The 19,532-nt window shown below is 62.5% G+C and carries 13 protein-coding genes; 1 reads left to right on the top strand and 12 read right to left on the bottom strand.

All coding sequences use genetic code 11. The annotated features are described in order from the left end of the window. Positions 1-88: 88 nt before the first annotated feature. Both KVP70_RS29895 and KVP70_RS29890 read right to left on the bottom strand, forming a co-directional pair. Entirely contained in the window at positions 89-343 is a 255-nt protein-coding gene (locus KVP70_RS29895) for a hypothetical protein (protein ID WP_217946026.1), read from the bottom strand. Positions 344-372: 29 nt separating this feature from the next. Next, positions 373-948 (bottom strand): helix-turn-helix domain-containing protein, encoded by a 576-nt coding sequence (locus tag KVP70_RS29890; protein WP_217946025.1) that lies wholly within the window; start codon positions 946-948, stop codon positions 373-375. 35 nt (positions 949-983) lie between these two features. Here KVP70_RS29890 and KVP70_RS29885 point away from each other — a divergent pair, with 35 nt between their 5' ends. After that, complete coding sequence (locus KVP70_RS29885; RefSeq protein WP_229225187.1) at positions 984-1,451, top strand: GNAT family N-acetyltransferase; 468 nt, start codon at positions 984-986, stop codon at positions 1,449-1,451. On the opposite strand, the gene KVP70_RS29880 is transcribed toward KVP70_RS29885, so the two are convergent. From KVP70_RS29880 to scpB, 10 genes are all read right to left on the bottom strand, one after another. Beyond that, positions 1,452-3,689, bottom strand: a complete 2,238-nt coding sequence (locus KVP70_RS29880; RefSeq protein ID WP_217946024.1) for a DUF3141 domain-containing protein — start codon at positions 3,687-3,689, stop codon at positions 1,452-1,454. It lies immediately after the preceding gene. A 132-nt stretch (positions 3,690-3,821) separates the two neighbouring features. Beyond that, the gene (locus KVP70_RS29875) at positions 3,822-6,947 is read right to left on the bottom strand and encodes a TonB-dependent receptor (RefSeq protein ID WP_217946023.1); all 3,126 of its coding nucleotides are present in this window, start codon (positions 6,945-6,947) and stop codon (positions 3,822-3,824) included. 573 nt (positions 6,948-7,520) lie between these two features. Beyond that, complete coding sequence (gene typA, locus KVP70_RS29870) at positions 7,521-9,353, bottom strand: translational GTPase TypA (protein ID WP_217946022.1); 1,833 nt, start codon at positions 9,351-9,353, stop codon at positions 7,521-7,523. 141 nt (positions 9,354-9,494) lie between these two features. Beyond that, complete coding sequence (truB, locus tag KVP70_RS29865) at positions 9,495-10,418, bottom strand: tRNA pseudouridine(55) synthase TruB (protein WP_217946021.1); 924 nt, start codon at positions 10,416-10,418, stop codon at positions 9,495-9,497. Positions 10,419-10,431: 13 nt separating this feature from the next. Then, entirely contained in the window at positions 10,432-10,848 is a 417-nt protein-coding gene (rbfA, locus tag KVP70_RS29860) for a 30S ribosome-binding factor RbfA (protein ID WP_116993391.1), read from the bottom strand. A 90-nt stretch (positions 10,849-10,938) separates the two neighbouring features. Then, a complete protein-coding gene (gene infB, locus KVP70_RS29855; protein ID WP_217946020.1) occupies positions 10,939-13,809 on the bottom strand; it encodes a translation initiation factor IF-2 in 2,871 nt (956 codons plus the stop codon). Between the two features lie 46 nt (positions 13,810-13,855). After that, positions 13,856-15,421 (bottom strand): transcription termination factor NusA, encoded by a 1,566-nt coding sequence (nusA, locus tag KVP70_RS29850; RefSeq protein WP_008445733.1) that lies wholly within the window; start codon positions 15,419-15,421, stop codon positions 13,856-13,858. After that, entirely contained in the window at positions 15,418-15,906 is a 489-nt protein-coding gene (rimP, locus tag KVP70_RS29845) for a ribosome maturation factor RimP (protein WP_026335094.1), read from the bottom strand. The genes nusA and rimP overlap by 4 nt, the downstream gene beginning before the upstream one ends. A gap of 353 nt (positions 15,907-16,259) precedes the next feature. Then, positions 16,260-18,473: a pseudouridine synthase gene (locus KVP70_RS29840; RefSeq protein WP_217946019.1), complete on the bottom strand. Its 2,214-nt coding sequence runs from the start codon at positions 18,471-18,473 to the stop codon at positions 16,260-16,262. Further along, positions 18,460-19,239, bottom strand: coding sequence for an SMC-Scp complex subunit ScpB (scpB, locus tag KVP70_RS29835; protein WP_217946018.1), 780 nt, complete (start codon positions 19,237-19,239; stop codon positions 18,460-18,462). Before scpB ends, KVP70_RS29840 begins: the two co-directional genes overlap by 14 nt. Positions 19,240-19,532: the final 293 nt, after the last annotated feature.

The following is a 19,532-nucleotide window of genomic DNA, read 5'->3' as shown; positions in this document are numbered from 1 at the left end:
TTGCAGGCCCAGCGCGGTGGTGAACAGGGTTTCGACGCCAATACTCATCGGGGACTCGTGAACTCAGAAAGTGGATGTAACCGACATGTTACCCGATGTCAAATTCCACACGGAACGGCATTGAGCCCTTAAACAAGACATTTTTAACCTGCAAGTTGAAAGTATCTTCCGCACCTGTGCCGCGCGAAACAATAATATGGCTTCCATCGGGCGCACCTGTCAGGCGCGCGAGAAGCTCCAAATTGTTGAAGACATCAAACTCGTCGTCATCGATTGAAGGTCCGATCTCCAATGTGATGTCTTGCTGATTGAAGAACTTCTGAGAGATTAGGTCGCGGTCCATACGTCATGTTACCACTCAGCCTGCGCACTTTATATTGCAAACGGCAGCGTCACCAGGCCGACCAGGTAGCGCGCCGGCGTCTGGCCGGGATTGGCGTAGCTGATGTGCTGGTCTTCGCGGATGGCCAGGCAGTCGCCCGCCTCCAGCCGCCAGTGCCGGTCGCCGGCGCTGATATCCATCACGCCGTCCAGCAGCCAGACTTGCTGGTGGACGTCGGCGTCGCGCACCACCTGCTCGTAGGTCACGCGCTGGCCCGGCGGGAACACCACTTCCACCAACTGCAGCGGCGAGCGCGCGGCCGGCGACAGTTGCCGCCGCACATAGCCGGAGGCCGGGTCGGTCCACACCGGCTGGTCGGCCGCCCGCTGCAACGGCGACGGCGCGGCCGGCTCGCCCTCCCCCGCTTCGAACAAGGCCGCCAAGGTGACGCCGAGCGCGCCGGCCAGCTTGTCCAGCACGGTGGCGGTGGCGCTGCTCTCGCCGCGCTCGATCAGTGAAATATTGGAGCGGCTGACGCCGCTGCGCTCGGCCAGCGCGGTCAGCGACAGCCCGCGGCTGTCGCGCAAGGCCAGCAGGCGGCTGGCAATGAGTTTGTTGATATCCATAAAATCCATTATACTGGATTTATTCATCCATTAAAATGTCCACCATCATGCATATCGCCTTTGAATCGCCCGACCAGCCCGAAGTCATCGCCCTGATTGCCGACCTCGACGCTTATCAGCTGAGCTTGTATCCGCCGGAAAGCGTGTACGCGCTGGATTTGCCGTCGCTGATGCAGCCGCATGTCCGCTTCGCGGTCGCGCGCGACGCCGCGGGCGCCATCGTCGGCTGCGGCGCCGTCGTGCTGACGCCGGAGTACGGCGAGATCAAGCGCATGTATGTGCAGCCGGCGGCGCGCGGACAGGGACTGGCGCGCGGCGTGCTGGCCTTGCTGGAGCAGGCGGCGCTGGCGCATGGCTGTCCGCAGATGGTGCTGGAGTCCGGCCCGTCCCAGCCGGAAGCGCTGGGCCTGTACGCGCGGCACGGTTTCCAGCGCTGCGGCCCCTACGGCGATTACCCGGACGATCCGCTGAGCGTGTTCATGCGCAAGCCGCTCGGCCGCTGATCACGCCTTGCTCTTCTTGCCCACCACCGCCAGCTTCGGCGTGCGGGCCTCGAACATCGCGGCGATGCGCTCCAGCCGCGCGGCGCCGTCGCCGCTCAACGTGCCGGTGGCGCCGGCCACCTGGCGCACGATGGCCAGCGCCGTCGCGCGCGCGTGCGCGTCGTCCGGCAACAGCAGCGGCAAGTCGCGCACCGCCGCCTCCTCGTCCACCTGCAGCATCAGGTATTGCTCGCGCAAGATGGACTTGAAGTGCGTGACGCTGAGTTCCTTGTCGTCCGAGGTGCGCAGGCGCAGCTGGCGGATGGTGGCGAAGGCGCGCTCGTCGGCGGCGCTCATTTCCGGGCTGCGGTAGATGTACAGCAGGCCGCGGATGATGGCCTCGGTGACGCCGCCCTCGGCCGTCTTCAGCGCCGCCGCCGCGCGGTGCGCGTTGAGCATGGACTCGCGCGCGATGTCGCGGCCGATGCGGCGCGGCCGGCCTCCGTCGGTGCGCAAGCCCACCAGCGCCTGCAGCAAGGGCGAGCCATACATATCGAGGAAGAATTTTTCGGTGGCCTGGTCGCGCAGGTCGCGGTAGCGGTCCAGCGCGTCGACGATCTGCTGCGACATCGTTTCCTGCATCTGCATGAACACATTGTCCTCGGCCACCGGCCGCCGTTCGGCGCGCACCTTGGCCGCCATCTCCGGGATGCCGTCGAGCAGAGGGTTCTTGCTGGAGAACATGCGGTAGCGCATGCGCAGCGGATGCGTCTCGCGCTGCTGCTCGGCGCTCGACTCGGTGACCAGGGACTTGACCAGCGGGCTGGCGAAAGTACGGTACAGCCCGGTGTTAATTTCCGACACGCGGGCCACGGCGGCGAAGCGGCGCTCGTCCTCGATATCGTTGCCGCCCAGCGCGCGCAAGGCGTCCAGCCCGCGCCGCTCGAAGCGCATCACGTAGTCGCCGGCCCCCATGTCGCCGGCGGCGATTTCCGCCTGCAGCATTTCCTCGTCCTTGTCGAGGAACACCGCCTCGTACAGGCCGGGCGGCATGATGTCGATCATGTCCATCGCCGCCGTGAATTCCTCGTGCTCCTTGTTGGCCACCGAGGCCGAGACGAAGATGCCCAGGTGGCCTATGCTCTGGTGCATCGAGTAGATGATGGTCTGGCCGCCGGCCACCAGCGCGGCGTCGTCCTCGTACAGGTCCAGCACCCAGCCCAGCGCCTGTTGCGGCGGCGTGATGTCGTCGCCCCACGAGCAGAACACCACGATCGGCGACTTGATGTTGCGCAGGTCGATGCGGTGGCCGTTGCTGTCCATCAGCGCGGCGTCGCTCAGGCGGTTGCCGACGAATAGCGAGTCGGCGATGTACTGCATTTCGCCGGCGTTCAGCAGCACCGGGTTGCCCCACCACTTTTCAAATTCCAGGAAGCGCTCGGCCTCGGTGTCGATCTTCGAGTAGACGTTGTAGTTCTTGCTCCACAAGGTGTTCGACGGATTCATTTTCTCGAAGTTGGCGACCAGCTGCGCGCCGTCGAAGATACCGTTGCCGAGGTCGCCCGCCAGCGCCGTCATCCAGGTGCCGCCCAGCACGCCGCCCAGGTAGCGCAAGGGGTTCTTGCCGCGCACGCCGGCCCAGTACGACAGCGGCGCGCCGGCCAGCACCAGCGGGCCGACCAGGTCGGGATTGAGGGCGCTGGTCATCATGATCTGCCAGCCGGCCTGGCAGTTGCCGATCAGCGCGGGCTTGCCGTCGGCCAGCGGGTGCAGCTCGGCCACCTTGGCGATGAACTGCGCCTCGGCGCGGCACACGTCCTCGATGGTCTGGCCCGCCACCGGCTGCGGCAGGAAGCCGACGAAGTAGCAGGGATGGCCGGCCTTGAGCACCACGCCGATTTCGCTGTCCTGCTTCATGCCGCCGATGCCGGGACCATGGCCGGCGCGCGGATCGAACACGATGAAGGGCCGCTTGTGCGGATCGGGCGCGACGCCGTCCGGCGGCGTGATGTACAGCAGGCCGTAGTTGACCGGGCGCGCCAGGTGGCGGCCGTCGACGATGGTGGTGAAATCAAAGCTCAGCACATGGGGCGCAATCTGCTCGTGGCGGTGGTTGCGCTCGTCGCCGCGCTGGCGCAGCACGTCCATGAACAGCACGCTGCGCTGGCAGGCGTCGACCCAGTAGTCGGTGGCCTGCTGGGCCAGCGCAAACGGATTGGCGGGCCATTGCGGCCACGGGTTGGTCTGGTCGTCGCTCACGGCACTTCCTCCATGCGGTTTATGCTGCCATGCATCAAAGTACCCTAGCGGTCACGAAAACGCAAACGAAACCCACTCCCATAAAAAAACCGCAGCCGAAGCTGCGGTTCAGGTCAGACAATCAAGCCCGGATTAGAACTTGTGGTTGTATTCCACAGTGAACTTGGCCGAACGCGGGGTCTGGAAGGTGGTGAGCTGGTTGTAGCGCGGATCGATCACCGTGCTATCGCCGGCGTCGTAGGCGGTTTCCTGTGACAAGGCGGCATGGGCGTTCAGTGCGTTGAACACTTCCAGCTTCAGCGACAGACCTTTGGCATAGGCGGGCGCATAGACCAGGTTCAGGTCCAGGCGCTTTTCCCAAGGCAGGCGGCCGAGCGTACCGCGTGGAACGGCAACGCCGCCACAGCTGAAGTACTCGGGACCGTAGCCTGGGCCACCATAGGTGATGCCGTTCGGGTAGGCCGGATCGGTGCCGCCGTCGGCAGCGTCATTGGTCCCCAGGCAAACCACAGGGCGACCGGACTGGACCAGCAGGTTGCCGCCGACCGACCACTCAGGCGTGACCTGATAGAAGCCATACGCCTTCAGCTGATGCTTGCGATCGTTAGGCAACAGGCCGTCGTTGCCTGGAGCGAACTCAGGAAAGTCCCAGGCGGCCGAGGTGCCGACGTCCTTCTGGCCGGTGTCGGAACGGGTCTGGCCTTCCATATTGCCTTTGCTGCGCGACAGCGTGTAGTACAGCTTGCCGTACCAGCCGTTACGCAGCGGATGCTCCAGGAAGAAGTCCAGTGCTGCATAGCTGCGGGCCGCTTCCGGTTCGCCGATTTCGGCGGCCGTGAAGTGCGCCAGCTGGCCCTTGCCGGTCACCAGCGGATTGCCGTTGACGTCGTGGCCGTCGACCCAAACCGTCACGTCCTTGCCCGGATTGTAGATGAAGCAGTTCATGAACTGCGTGCCGTGCACTTCAATGCCGTGTGCTACAGCAAAGGCATACAGCGGACGGGTGTCGCAGCTATCATCGATACCGGCGCCCAGTTTGCGGAAGGTGCCCTTGACGCCGAAGTTCAGGTCGGGGCTGAAGGCTTTCTCGAAGCCCAGGGTGATTTCATCCTGGTAGTTCGGCTTCAGGTCGGCGGCCACCACGGCGCGCGGATTCTTCAGCGTACCGTATTCGCCGTCCACCGAGACCGGCACGTTGATCGGCTTCATGCCCAGCGGTGCGCCGGTGGTTGGGTCGACGCCGGTGTAGGTGAAGTCCTGGGTGGTCAGCGTCGAACGGCTGGCGGCACGGGCCGCAACACCGGTTGGCAGTTGCAGGAAGTAGCGACCAGCGCTACCGAAGATCTTCAGCGAAGCATCGCCGTTCACGTCCCATGATGCGGCCAGGCGCGGCGCGATTTCGTTCTTCATGTCGATGAACTTCTCGCCGTCGCCGTTCGAGTTGCTGTAGGCGTCGCTGCGGATGCCGGCGGTGACCAGCAGCTTGGGCGTGACCTGCCATTTGTCCTCGAAATACTGGGCGGACTGGGTGGCGGAAGCGTCGGTGATCGAGCTGAAGATGCTCTGACGGGCGTAATAGCCATCCACGCCGGAACCGCCGAAGTTGGCGACCACGCCAGGACGGGAACCCGACAGTGGCACCGACTGGTTGGCTTTTCCGATGCCGACGAAGCGGTAGGTCCACGAGGAACCGCCGCTGGTCGAATAGCCGGCGCCGATAGTTGCCATCTTGCTCGAATCGATACCGGCGCGCAGCAGGTGGGTGCCGAGTTTGTATTCGAGGTCCAGACGGCCGGATTTGACTTCGTCCGAACCCGCGCCGGCGCGGCTGCCATTGAACACATTGTAGTTGCGATACAGGCTGGACGGGATCTGCGGCCACTGGCTGGCTGCGGCGGTGGTGCCGATACTCGGCGGCAGGCCGGCCGAGCTGCCGGTGTAAGCGCCGCCGACTTCATAGCTGGTGCCGCGTTCAGTTTTCATCTTGCCGTACAGGCCGTTGATGGCCAGGTCGTCGGTGATCTGACCGGTGTACTTCAGCATGTTGAGCTCGGCGCCTGGCGTGTTGTTCGGGTAGGCAGGGTCGGTGGCGCCGAGGTTTTTGCCGGTGGCCGAGTTGTACAGATTGCCGGTCGGCGTGCCGTCCAGCATCGCCGCGGCGTTCGGGTTGTTCGGGTTCAGCGTGAAGCCGTATTTCTGGTAGCGGGTGCGGGTGCTGTTGCCGGCGCTGGTGAACTCCAGGCGATGGTCATCGGTGATGTTCCAGTCCAGCTTGCCCAGCCAGCGGTTATCCCAGGTACGGTTGGAGTTGAAGCCCTGCTGGCCGATGGTGATCGGATTGGTGACCGTGGTGACGCCGATATACGAATCCTTGGTGATGGTCTGGTCGGCCGACACGAACATGAACAGCTTGTCCTTGATGATCGGACCGCCGACGTAGGCGCCGTATTCATTGGCCGTGATGCTGCGGGTATCGTAACGATTATCCAGCTTGCCATCGGTGGTGACGTTGTTCTTGTCGCCGGTGACCGGGTAGTACAGGTTCTGGCGCTTGGCGCGCAGGCCGTTAGGCTGGATGCTGTAGGTGGCGCCGGCTTCCCAGGTGTTGGTGCCGCTCTTGGACGTCACGCTCAGCACGCCGCCGATGGAGCGGCCGAATTCCGCGCCAAAGCCGCCGGTCATTACCGAAGCCTGCTGGATGGCGCCGAACGGCAGTTCAAACGCACCCAGCTGGGACAGCGAGTTGGTGATCGGGAAGCCGTTCAGATAGAAGGCGTTCTCGGACTGGCCGCTGCCGCCGAAGGAAGCGGTGTTGCCGTAGGCCGAATCCCCCTTGGTGGTATTCGGCGCCAGCAGCACGATCGAGTTCAGCGATTGCTGGACCGGCAGCTTGGCCAGGTCCTTGGCGGTGAACACGGCGCCGTTGTTGGTGTTGGAGACGTCGATGCGGTTGCGGCGGCCAGTCACCTGCACGGCCTGCACCACGGCGCTGAACGAGGCATTGCTGCCCTGGCCCGCCAGCACATCGATTTCCGTGCTCTGGGCGATCTTGCCGTCACGCACCAGCTCGACGCGGTAGTGGCCGGCCGGGATGTTGGTGGCCGAGTAGCGGCCGCCTGCGTCGGCGCTGATGCTGCGCTTGAGGCCGGTCTCGGTGTTGACCATGGTGATGGTGGCGCCCGCGGGCGATTCCACGGTACCGAAGATAATCCCCGAAGCATTCGACTGCGCCATCGCCGGCTGGACCACGCCGGTCATGACGACCGCCGTGCCAAAGGCAATGGTTAACGCGCGAGCGATAACAGTTTTTCTTAACATGTGATTTCCCAATTTTCCGATTTGAAAAAAGCTTGGTTGACGGCCGGTACGTGGGTTAGCACGTCCGACCGCCACCAGCTCTGTTTTATATTTGCCCCAACTTTTTCCAGTCACGGAAACGCCTGTTTGACGCCCCCGTTGAAGCTTGCTTGCGCTTAGCAAGGCAAGCTCAAGCATCGATAAAACCACGCGGCCCAAAAAAGTGTCAATTGCGCATGCTACGTTTCATCATCAAAACAACGTTTATTTTTATGTCATATTGTAACGCACCATTTTGGTGCAAGACTCACTGAGACGGGGCAGGCAAAAACGTCGATTTGCGAAACTATATTAACTATTTTTATTGATTCGCCGCATAAAGATATGCCAATTTCACATATCGCTAAATTTTGCATAGACAGCCCTGACGCGGAAATGGCTTCCGGCAGAGGGCCAGAATGACAAAAAGCCGCCCAGTTTGCACTGGGCGGCTTTCACGCCTTGACGGCGGTTTGGACTGCTGCGGACGCCGGATTACGCGTCGCGCGATGCCTTCTTACGCTCGTGCTCTTTCAGGAAGCGCTTGCGCAGACGGATCGATTTCGGGGTGATTTCCACCAGTTCGTCGTCGTCGATGAATTCGACGGCGTACTCCAGCGACATCTGGATAGGCGGCACCAGGCGCACCGCTTCGTCGGTACCCGACGAACGCACGTTGGTCAGCTGCTTGCCCTTGATCGGGTTGACGACCAGATCGTTGTCGCGCGAGTGGATACCGATGATCATGCCTTCGTACACTGGGTCGTTGTGGACCACGAACATACGGCCGCGATCCTGCAGTTTCCAGATAGCGTAGGCAACGGCGGCGCCGTCGTCCTGCGAGATCAGCACGCCGTTGCGACGGCCGCCCAGTTCACCCTTGGTGTTGTCCACTGGCGCGTATTCGTCGAACACGTGCGACATCAGGCCGGTACCGCGGGTCAGGGTCATGAATTCGCCCTGGAAGCCGATCAGGCCGCGCGCTGGGATCTTGTATTCCAGACGCACACGGCCTTTGCCGTCCGATTCCATGTTCTGCAGGTCGCCACGACGACGGCCCAGTTCTTCCATCACGCCGCCCTGGTTGGCTTCTTCAACGTCAACGCTCAGTTGCTCGAACGGCTCGTGGCGCACGCCATCGACCATTTTGAACACCACGCGTGGACGCGACACGGCCAGCTCGAAGCCTTCGCGACGCATGTTTTCGATCAGGATGGTCAGGTGCAGCTCGCCGCGGCCCGACACTTCGAAGATGGTGTCGTCGTCGGTCTGTGCCACGCGCAGTGCGACGTTGGCTTTCAGTTCCTTGTCCAGACGGTCGCGCAGTTGGCGCGAAGTGACGAACTTGCCTTCGCGGCCAGCCAGCGGCGAGTTGTTGACCATGAAGTTCATGGTCAGGGTAGGCTCGTCGACGGTCAGCATCGGCAGCGCTTCCGGGGTGTCCAGCGCGCACAGCGTCGAACCGATGCCGATTTCGTCGATACCGTTGATCAGGCAGATGTCGCCGGCGACCGCTTCGTTCACCAGCACGCGCTCCAGGCCCTTGAAGTTCAGCACCTGGTTGATGCGGCCTTTGATCGGGGTGGCGCCTGGGCCGTTGATGACCAGAACGTCCTGGCCGACCTTGACGGTACCGCGGTTGACGCGGCCAATGCCGATCTTGCCGACGTAGGACGAGTAGTCCAGCGAGGTGATTTGCATCTGCAGCGGGCCTTCCGGATTGTCGTCACGGACAGGCACGTGTTCCAGGATGGCGTCGAACAATGGCTTCATGTCGCCGCTGCGGACTTCTTCGGTCAGGCCGGCGTAGCCGTTCAGGCCCGAAGCGTAGACGACTGGGAAGTCCAGCTGCTCATCGGTCGCGCCCAGCTTGTCGAACAGTTCGAAGGTCTGGTTGATCGCCCACTCAGGACGTGCGCCTGGACGGTCGACCTTGTTGACGACGACGATAGGCTTCAGGCCCAGCGCCAGTGCCTTGCGGGTCACGAAGCGGGTCTGTGGCATCGGGCCTTCCTGCGCATCGATCAGCAGCAGAACCGAGTCCACCATCGACAGCACGCGCTCGACTTCGCCGCCGAAGTCGGCGTGGCCTGGGGTGTCGACGATGTTGATGTGGGTGCCTTCGTACTCAACGGCGCAGTTCTTCGACAGAATCGTAATGCCGCGCTCCTTTTCGAGGTCGTTCGAGTCCATGACACGGGTGTCGACCGCTTGGTTTTCACGGAAGGTGCCGGACTGACGCAGCAGTTGATCCACCAGGGTAGTTTTACCGTGGTCAACGTGGGCGATGATGGCGATATTACGAATTGCGCGTTTTGTAGTAGACATGGTCGTTATATTTGCTGAAAAACTGCGGGTGCGTACATGACGTACGGGAGTGGCCAATTTCTGGAACCGCGTAGTATAGCATGTTGCGGTGCAACTCCCTCTGAAATCCTGAATATTTTCAAAGAGTTGCTTTATTGGGGCTTAGGGTTGGACAAAGGCGATCAAACGTTCCGGCGCCAGGATGCTGTACTCGCCCAGCTGGGCGGTGCCGAGCAGCTTGTCGTCCAGGTAGACGCGGACCCTGCCCTCTTCGGCCGGCACAGCCACAGGCTCCTTGCCCAGCGCCAGGCGCTGGCCATTGAGGAAGCGCTTGGCCAGCTCGGCGTTCAATTGCACGGCCGGGAAACTGGCCAGCAGCGCATCGACCGGCGCCAGCAGGCTGAGCGGCGCCTGGTGCGCGCTCAACTGCTCCAGGGTCAGCATGCCTTCCATGGTCAGCGGGCCGACCTGGGTGCGGCGCAGCGCGTTCAGGTGGGCGCCGCAGCCGAGCGCTTCGCCGATGTCCTGGCCCAGCACGCGGATGTAGGTGCCCTTGCTGCAGGTGACCACCAGCTTCAGGAACGGTGCCTCGTAGGACACCAGCTCCAGCTTGTGGATGACGACGTTGCGCGCTTCGCGCTCGAGCGTGATGCCGGCGCGGGCGTACTCGTACAGCGGCTTGCCGTCGCGCTTCAAGGCCGAATACATCGGCGGCACCTGCGCGATCGGGCCGCGGAATTTTTCCAGCACGGCGTGGATCTGCTCCAGCGTGACATTGACGTCGCGGCTGTCGATGACTTCGCCTTCGGTGTCACCGGTGTCGGTGGTCTGGCCCAGGTGTACCGTGGTTTCGTAGGTCTTGTCGGCTTCCAGCAAGTCCTGCGAGAACTTGGTGGCCTCGCCAAAGCACAGCGGCAGCAGGCCGGTGGCGAACGGGTCGAGCGTGCCGGTGTGGCCGGCCTTCTTGGCGTTCAGCACGCGCTTGGCCTTGATCAGTGCATCGTTGCTGGAAAAGCCAACCGGCTTGTCGAGCAGCAGCACGCCGTCGACCAGGTCGCGGACTTTTTTAGGATGGTTTTGCTTCATCGGTGCAGCGTGCTTACTCGCCGTCCTTGTTCTCTTCGGCAGGCGCCTGGTCGTCGTCGAGCGAGCGGGTGCTGTTGGCCTGGTCGATCAGCAGCGACAGTTCCATGCCGCGCGCGGTCGAGGTGTCGTGCACGAAGTGCAGCATCGGCAGCGTGTGGATGTGCAGGCGCTTGCCCAGCTGGCCGCGCATGTAGCCGGCCGCAGCGGACAGGCCGTCGACGGTGTTCTTGACCTGCTCCTTGCTGTCTTTGAGCATGGTGAAGAAGATCTTGGCGTGCGCGTAGTCCGGGGTCACCTGCACTTCGGTGATGGTGATCATGCCGACGCGCGGGTCCTTGAGCTCGTAGGCGATGATTTCGGACAGGTCGCGCTGGATCTGGTCGGCCACGCGCTGACCGCGCTGAGGTATGTTTTTACTATGTTTAGCCATGATATACGGTACTGCTTTCCATAAACGCCAAGTGGACGGTAGCAAGTATGCTCCCGTCCACCCGGTTAAAACTACTCTAATCGCAACTGATTACAGCGTACGAGCGATTTCCTGAACTTCGAACACTTCCAGGGAGTCGCCCACCTGGATGTCGTTGTAGTTCTTCAGCGACAGACCGCACTCCAGGCCGGCGCGTACTTCTTTCGCATCGTCCTTGAAGCGTTTGAGCGAGTCGATCTCGCCGGTCCACACCACGATGTTGTTGCGCAGCAGGCGTACCGAGGACGAACGCTTGACCACGCCATCGGTGACCAGGCAACCGGCGATGGCGCCGACTTTCGAGACCAGGATGACCTGGCGAATCTCGACCTGACCGATAACGGTTTCGCGCTTCTCCGGTGCCAACATGCCCGACAACGCCGATTTGATCTCGTCGATCGCATCGTAAATGATGTTGTAGTAGCGAATGTCCACGCCGTTCGACTCGGCCAGCTTGCGCGCCTGTGCATCGGCACGGGCGTTGAAGCCGATGATGACCGCTTTCGAAGCGACCGCCAGGTTGACGTCCGATTCGGTGATGCCGCCGACCGCTGCGTGCACAACCTGTACCCGCACTTCGGAAGTCGACAGTTTCTGCAAGGAGCTGACCAACGCTTCCTGCGAACCCTGCACGTCGGTCTTGATGATCAGCGGCAGGTTCTTCACTTCGCCTTCGGCCATCTGGTCGAACATGTTTTCCAGCTTCGCGGCTTGCTGCTTGGCCAGTTTCACGTCGCGGAACTTACCTTGACGGAACAGGCCGATCTCACGGGCTTTACGCTCGTCCGCCATGACCATGACTTCTTCACCGGCTTGCGGCACTTCGGTCAGGCCCTGGATTTCGACCGGGATCGAAGGACCGGCTTCGTTGATCGACTTGCCGTTCTCGTCCAGCATCGCACGAACGCGACCGAAGGAGGAGCCAGCCAGGATCACGTCGCCGCGCTTCAGGGTACCGGATTGCACCAGGATGGTCGCGACCGGGCCCTTGCCCTTGTCCAGACGTCCCTCGACCACCAGACCGCGCGCAGGCGCATCGATCGGGGCTTTCAGTTCCAGTACTTCGGCTTGCAGCAGCACTTGTTCCAGCAGGGCGTCGATACCGACACCGGTCTTGGCCGATACCGGCACGAATGGCGATTCGCCACCGTATTCTTCCGGCACCACTTGTTCGGCAACCAGTTCCTGCGTCACACGGTCAACGTTGCCGCCCGGTTTGTCGATCTTGTTGATCGCCACCACCAGAGGCACGCCGGCCGCTTTCGCGTGGGCGATCGCTTCCTTCGTTTGCGGCATCACGCCGTCGTCCGCCGCCACCACCAGGATGACGATGTCGGTCGCTTTCGCGCCGCGGGCACGCATGGCCGTAAAGGCTTCGTGACCCGGCGTATCGAGGAAGGTGATCATGCCGCCTGGCGTGTTCACGTGGTACGCGCCGATGTGCTGGGTAATGCCGCCAGCTTCGCCGGACGCCACTTTGGCGCGGCGGATGTAATCGAGCAGCGAGGTCTTGCCGTGGTCGACGTGACCCATGACGGTGACCACAGGAGCGCGCGGCAGCGATTCAAAGTGAGCGTGCTCACCCTGGTCGGCCAGCAGTGCTTCCGGATCGTCCATCTCGGCGGCGAACGCCTTGTGGCCCATTTCCTCGACCAGAATCATCGCGGTTTCCTGGTCCAGCACCTGGTTGATGGTGCACATCTGGCCCAGCTTCATCAGTTGCTTGATGACTTCGGAAGCCTTGACGGACATCTTGTGCGCCAGTTCGGCCACGGTGATGGTTTCCGGCACGTAGACGTCTTTGATGACGGCTTCGGTCGGCGCCTGGAAATTGGTTTCGCGGTCATCGGAGTGCGAGCCACGACGGCCACCACCCTTGCCACCACTGCGCCAGCCGTCACGGCCACCGGAACCGGTGTTGCCACGGCCCTTGTTGGCGGTGCTGCCAGGTGCGCCGCGTTTCTTGGCGTCGTCCTGCCAGGTCGACGAGACATTGGCCGACTTGATCGACTTCTTGTCCGCGGTGACCGGCTTCTTGTCGCCAGGCTTGTCGCCCGGTTTGGCAACGGCGCCGGTGGCTGGCTTGTGCAGCGTGCCTTCGGCAACCTTGGCCTTGACCGGCACCGGCACTGGTTCAGGGGCTTTGATGGCGCGACGCGGCGCGTTCATCATGGCCTTGATCTGGGCGACTTCGTCAGCCACGGCCTTGCGTGCCAGCTCGGTGGCGGCCGCTTTGTCGGCGGCTTCCTTGGCGGCGGCGGCGGCCTTCTTCTTGGCTTCGTCGGCAGCGGCTTTCTTCTTCTCTTCGGCGGCGGCGTCGGCCACCACCGGCGCAGCGCCGGCAGCGGTGGCGGTCGCGGCGGCGGCAGCCTTGACGGCGGCTTTCTTCGCTTCGGAGTCGGCTTCCTTCTTGGCTTCGGCTTCGGCGGCGGCGGTGGCTCGCGCCTGCGCTTCCTTCTCCGATTCCAGCTTGGCCAGGCGTTCCTGCTTCTCGCGCAGTTCGGCTTCCTGGCGTGCGATCAGTTCTGCTTGCTTACGTGCGTCTTCTTCACGGCGAGCGACTTCAGCGGCGTCAACCACCGGGGCGGCAGGCGCCACCGGCGCGGCGGCGACCGGCTCGTCGCGCTGGACGAAGGTGCGGACCTTCTTCACAGCGACCTGAATCGTGCGGGCCTTGCCATTGGCGTCGGCCTGCTTGATTTCAGTGGTTTCTTTGCGCGTCAGCGTGATCTTCTTCTTTTCGGTATCAGCCGATGCACCGTGGGTACGGCGCAAGTGATCAAGCAGCTTATCCTTATCATCTTTCGACAATGGATCTGACGTCGAACTTTTTTCGACGCCGGCAGAACGCAGCTGCGTCAGCAGCAAATCTGCAGGCATCTTCAGTTCGGTGGCAAATTGGGCTACGTTGTTACTCGCCATTCAGTCCTCTTTTCTATGTGTCGCGGAGATGATAAAGATACTCAAATTAAGCCTTTGCGGATTCGGCAAGACTCCATGCCTTGGCTTGCAAGCCTTTGGCACGATCGTCGTACTTTGAGTCAACCAACTTCATCTCATCGTCGGTCACATCTTCAAATTCACTCTTAATCAGTTCTCGTGCACGGTCGGCGGACAGGGCCAGGATGGCGCCAAATTCGTCGTAAGCCAGTGCAGCAAATGCTTCTACAGTCTTGATACCAGCCAGGCCCAGCTTGCCGGCGGTGATGCGGTCCATGCCTTCCAGACCGACCAGCGCCTCGTCCATGCCTTCCAGGCCTTCTTCCGAAGCGATCGCTTCGGTGACCAGGGCGTCACGGGCGCGGGTGCGCAGTTCGTTGACGGTATCTTCGTCGAACGATTCGATTTCCAGCATTTCGGAGATCGGCACGTAAGCGATTTCTTCCAGGCTGGCAAAGCCCTCTTCCACCAGGATGTCGGCGACTTCCTGGTCGACGTCCAGTTTTTCCATGAACAGTGCACGCACCGCCGCGGTTTCCTGGGCTGCCTTGTCGGCCGATTCTTCGGCCGTCATGATGTTGATCTTCCAGCCGGTCAGGTCGGAAGCGAGGCGCACGTTCTGGCCGGAGCGGCCGATCGCGATCGCCAGGTTTTCCTCGTCGACCACGACGTCCATCGCGTGCTTCTCTTCGTCGACCATGATCGACGAGACGTTGGCCGGCGCCAGCGCGCCGATGACGAATTGCGCCGGATCTTCGGACCACAGCACGATGTCGACGCGTTCGCCGCCCAGTTCGCCGGTCACGGCCTGCACGCGCGAACCGCGCATGCCGACGCAGGTGCCGATCGGGTCGATGCGCTTGTCGGCCGTGTAGACGGCGATCTTGGCGCGGACGCCGGCGTCGCGCGCCGCCGATTTAATTTCCAGCATGCCCTGCTCGATTTCCGGCACTTCCAGCTCGAACAGCTTCATGATGAAGTCTGGAGCGGTGCGCGACAGGATCACTTGCGGGCCGCGCATATTGCGGTCGATACGCAGGATGAAGGCGCGGACGCGGTCACCGATACGCAGGTTTTCTTTCGGGATCATCTGGTCGCGTGGCAGGCGGGCTTCGATCTTGCCCGACTCGACGATCGCGTCGCCGCGTTCCATGCGCTTGATGGTGCCGGTCACGAGCGAGTCGCCGCGCTCCAGGAAGTCCACCAGGATCTGTTCGCGCTCGGCGTCACGCACGCGCTGCAGCACGACCTGTTTGGTGTCTTGCGCAAAGCGGCGGCCGAATTCGACGGATTCGATAGGCTCTTCGATGTGGTCGTCCACTTCGATGTCCGGAATCTGTTCCTTGGCTTCGAAGTGCAGAATCTCCTGGTCCGGCAGTTGCAGGCCAGCCTCGTCGGGCACGACGTGCCAGCGGCGGAAGGATTCGAACTCACCCGACTCGCGGTCGATCGAAACGCGAATATCGACTTCACCTTCATAGCGTTTCTTCGTGGCTTGCGCCAACGCGAACTCCAACGCGCCGAAAACCACATCTTTATCGACGTTTTTCTCACGCGCCAGCGCGTCTACCAATAACAAAACTTCGCGACTCATGCTTTGCGTCCCTTAAAAACCACCTGTGGCACCAAGCGTGCCTTATCCATATCGGCGAGCGTAAACTCCAACAGCGCCGGACCATCAGTACCTTCAAATTCCAACGACAAATTATCGCCCTGGGGTTCTTGCAGTATCCCCTGGAACGATTTCCGGTTGTTCGTACCCGGCATTGCGGTGCGCAGTTTGACGATTGCTTCGCAACCGGCAAAGCGCACGAAGTCTTCCAGCTTGCGCACCGGGCGATCCAGCCCTGGCGACGAGATTTCGAGACGCTCGTAGTTCACGTTCTCGACCGTCAGCACGTGCGACAGCTGGTGGCTGACCGTAGCGCAATCCTCTACGGTAATCGGGCCTTTTTCTTCGGCATCGGCGGCGGTGAAATCGATAAAGACGCGCAGCACTCCGCGCTCGGCCCGTTCGACATCAACCAGCTCATAGCCCAGACCGGCGACGGTCTTTTCAATTAAATCCGGCAGCTGCAAGAAATTCTCCAAATCAAGGCCTGTTTCCAACTTGTTAAAAACAGGCCGTTCAAAACGGTTCACCAAAAAAAAAATGGGCATCTGCCCATCTTCTTGTAATACCAACCAGATGAAAGCATTCTTAGGGAAGTAACCCGAGAAGAACTTTTACTAGGCTGGTTATTATAACCTTATATGATCTGCGCTGCAATGCCGCACGGGTCGGAAAAGCAGGTACGCAACAGTTCACAAACGGCTACAAGTCCCGGAAACAGGGGCGATGCGGCGCTCTACCCCGCACCGCGACAGAGGGGTCGGACCCCATCCGGGGTCCGACCCCGCGGCGTCATCGCCTTGCGGGGTAAAGCCGGCAATTAACCCTTGCGGCGGCGCGGCATGCCATGATCGATGGCGCCGCCACGCGGTGGCTGGTTGCGGCGCGGCGCGCTGGCATTGCCGAAACCGAAGGTGGTTTGCAGCGGATCAGGCTGACGCGGACCGCGGCTCGGACCCTTGGCCGATTGACCGCCGCCCTGACCGCCCTGGCCGCCCTGCCCACCCTGACCGCCTTGCGGACGACCCTGCCCCTGTGGACGACCACCCTGGCCTTGCGGACGCGCCGGGCCTTCACCCAGCGGACGGCCACCAGCGTAACCGCCGATGCCTTGTGGACGACCGCCTGGACGGCTGGACGTCTGCGCGCCAGCAGGACGACCCTGGCCATTGCCGTTGCCGCCTGGGCGACCGCTGCCCTGGGCGCCGCCTGGACGACCCTGGCCACCACCACCCGGACGACCCTGGCCGCCACCGAAACCGCCCTGGCCACGGCCATTGCCGCGTGGGACCTTGGCGAATGGCATGGCGTTGTCATTGCTGACGTCGGCGCGGTTGAAGTTCGGTTCGTCGTGATCATCCTCGTCATCGTCGAAATCGCGATCGTCGCGCTCGGCGTCGCGGCCGCGCTGCGGACGCTTTTCAGGACCCTTGTTCTGGGCTGGCTTGGCTTGCTGCGGGCCTTTGCCGCGCGGCGCGGCCGGGGTGTCGCTGCCCTTCTTGTCGACGCCGTATGCGCTCAACATGTCGCGCACGGTGTTCTCTTCCAGCTCTTCCCAGCGGCCGCGTTTCAGGCTGCTTGGCAGGCTCATCGCGCCGTAGCGGGTACGGATCAGGCGCGACACGGTCAGGCCGATCGCTTCGAACATGCGGCGCACTTCGCGGTTACGGCCTTCGCCGATGATCACGCGATACCATTTGTTGATGCCTTCGCCGCCGCCGTCGGCGATCTTGGTGAACTGCGCCAGGCCGTCTTCCAGCTCGACGCCGGCCAGCAGCTTCTGGCGCATGCCCTCTTCCAGCACGCCCAGCGTACGCACCGCGTACTCACGGTCGATGTGGTAGCGCGGGTGCATCAGGCGGTTGGCCAGGTCACCGGAGGTGGTGAACAGCAGCAGGCCTTCGGTGTTGAAGTCCAGGCGGCCGACGGCCAGCCATTTGCCTGCCTTCATGGTCGGCAGGCGATCGAACACCGATGGACGGCCTTCCGGATCGTCCATCGAGACGATTTCGCCGGCTGGCTTGTGGTACACCAGCACGCGCGGCGGCTTCTTGCTGACGCGACGCTGGATCAGCTTGCCGTTGATGCGCACGGCATCGGTCGGCAGGATGCGCTGGCCGATGTGGGCCGGCTCGCCGTTGACCGACACACGGCCGGCAACGATCAGGTCTTCCATGTCGCGGCGCGAACCGAGGCCGGCTTCGGCCAGGACTTTGTGCAGCTTCGGCGCGTCGTCGTCCGAGGTCAGGTCGCGGCGCACCACTTTCGGCGCGGCGTGACGGCCCTTGGCCGGCTCGTCGCTGTCGAAGGCGTCCGAGGTGACGTAGGAGAATGCGGCATCCGCATCGCTGGTCTTGACGCCGCCGGCGTTAGGACCACCGCGCTGCGGCTTACCGTTCTTGCCTTTGCCGTTCTTGCCATTGCGCTGACCGTCTGGACGCGGGCCGCGCTCGTGGCGTGGCTTGCCGCCTTCGACCGGCGCTGCGCCGTCGACTGCGGGAGCGGCTTCGCCTTCGGCGGCTACTACCGGCTCAGGACGCGGCGGCATCAAGGCTTCACGCACGGCGCGCTGTTCGCGCATCTGGCGTGGGCCACGCGGACCGCGTGGGCCGCGCGCTGCACGTTCGCCCTCAGCAGGAGCGGCTTGCGCTTCAACTGCTGGAGCCGGAGTTGCAGCTGGGGCCGCTTGCGCTGCATCCACTGCCGGCGCGGCGGCCGGTTTCCTGGCGCGCGGGGCCTTGGCCGGCGCTTCGGCTGCCGCGGGCGCGGCGGCTTGCGGCGCGGCTTCGACGGCCTCGACCGACTTGGCGGCCGGCTTGGCGCGCGGCTTTTTCACTGGGGCCGGCGCATCGGCGGCGGCCACTTCGGCTTCCGCCTTGGGTTTGCGCTTGGCCTTGGCGGCGACTGGCGCATCGGCGGACGCCGCGGCTGCCGAATCGGCTTCGATCTGGGCTTTGGTGCGACGTTTAGGCTTGGCGGCCACTTCGGCCGGCACTACGTCGTTGACTGTCTCTGGGGAATTAGGATTGTTCATTATTCGTTTCTTGGTTGTGCTCAGCGTCAACCGTTACATCGGGCGCGGATTGTGTTTGTGCTTCGTGGCCGGCTTCCGGGCTAGTCGCGGCTTCTGCTTCGGCCACTGGCAACTCGCTTTCCGTACCATCTGTTTGTTGCGCGGCATTGTGTGCCGCTTTGTCAAAGTTTTCCTGCAAGGCCGCTTCCAGCGCCGCCATGTCGGGGCCACCGCCTTGCGTATCGCTGATTTGCTGCAAAGGAGGCAGCTGGGACAGCGAATTCAAGCCCAGGTCATCTAAAAACTGCTTGGTGGTGCCCAGCAATGCCGGGCGGCCGACGACGTCGCGGTAACCGATGGCGTCTACCCAGCCACGGTCTTCCAGCATCTTGATCGTCTGCGAATTGACGGCTACGCCGCGTATCTCTTCAATATCGCCCCGCGTCACCGGCTGCCGGTAGGCGATGATCGCCAGTGTTTCCAGCGTCGCCCGCGAGTACTTGGGCGGCCGTTCCGGGTTCATGCGGTCGAGGTACAACTTCATCTCGGGGCGGCTCTGGAAGCGCCAGCCAGTCGACAGGCTGATTACTTCCACACCCTTGCCTGCCCAGTCCAGCCTCAATTCTTCGAGCAATTCCTTGATCGTATCGGAACCGACTCCGGGTCCGCGCGGCCTGTCCTGGTCATCCACCTCGACAAACAGCTTCTTCAGACTGTGGATCGACAATGGCTCACGAGCGCATAGCAAAGCGGTTTCGAGGACTCTTTTAGCCTCTGCTGTATCCATAGCAATCTTGTGGTTGCATTTTCATGCAAGAAAGAATTCAATCACATTCAGTGAGGCAATAGCGGCATCTATGATGCTGCCTGCAGGTATAACTCGCTGAAGCTGTTTTTCCGACGCCTGGGCCGATGTGCGCCAGGCGGGAGAGAGGGACATGCCGGCAATGGCCGAGGCCCTTGCTTTCTACGTGAAACGTGGCCGGGGAGCGCAGTTTTCGGGCGAAAACACACGTGACCGATCAAAGACATTTCATCCAACAAGCCGAATTGTACCTGATAAAACGGCAAAAAGCGCAT

It is taken from the genome of Duganella violaceipulchra, from assembly GCF_019166075.1.
Classification (GTDB): Bacteria; Pseudomonadota; Gammaproteobacteria; order Burkholderiales; family Burkholderiaceae_D; genus Rugamonas; species Rugamonas violaceipulchra.
The sequence above is the reverse complement of the archived record's forward strand: the minus strand, read 5'-3'. Positions and strand labels throughout refer to the sequence as shown.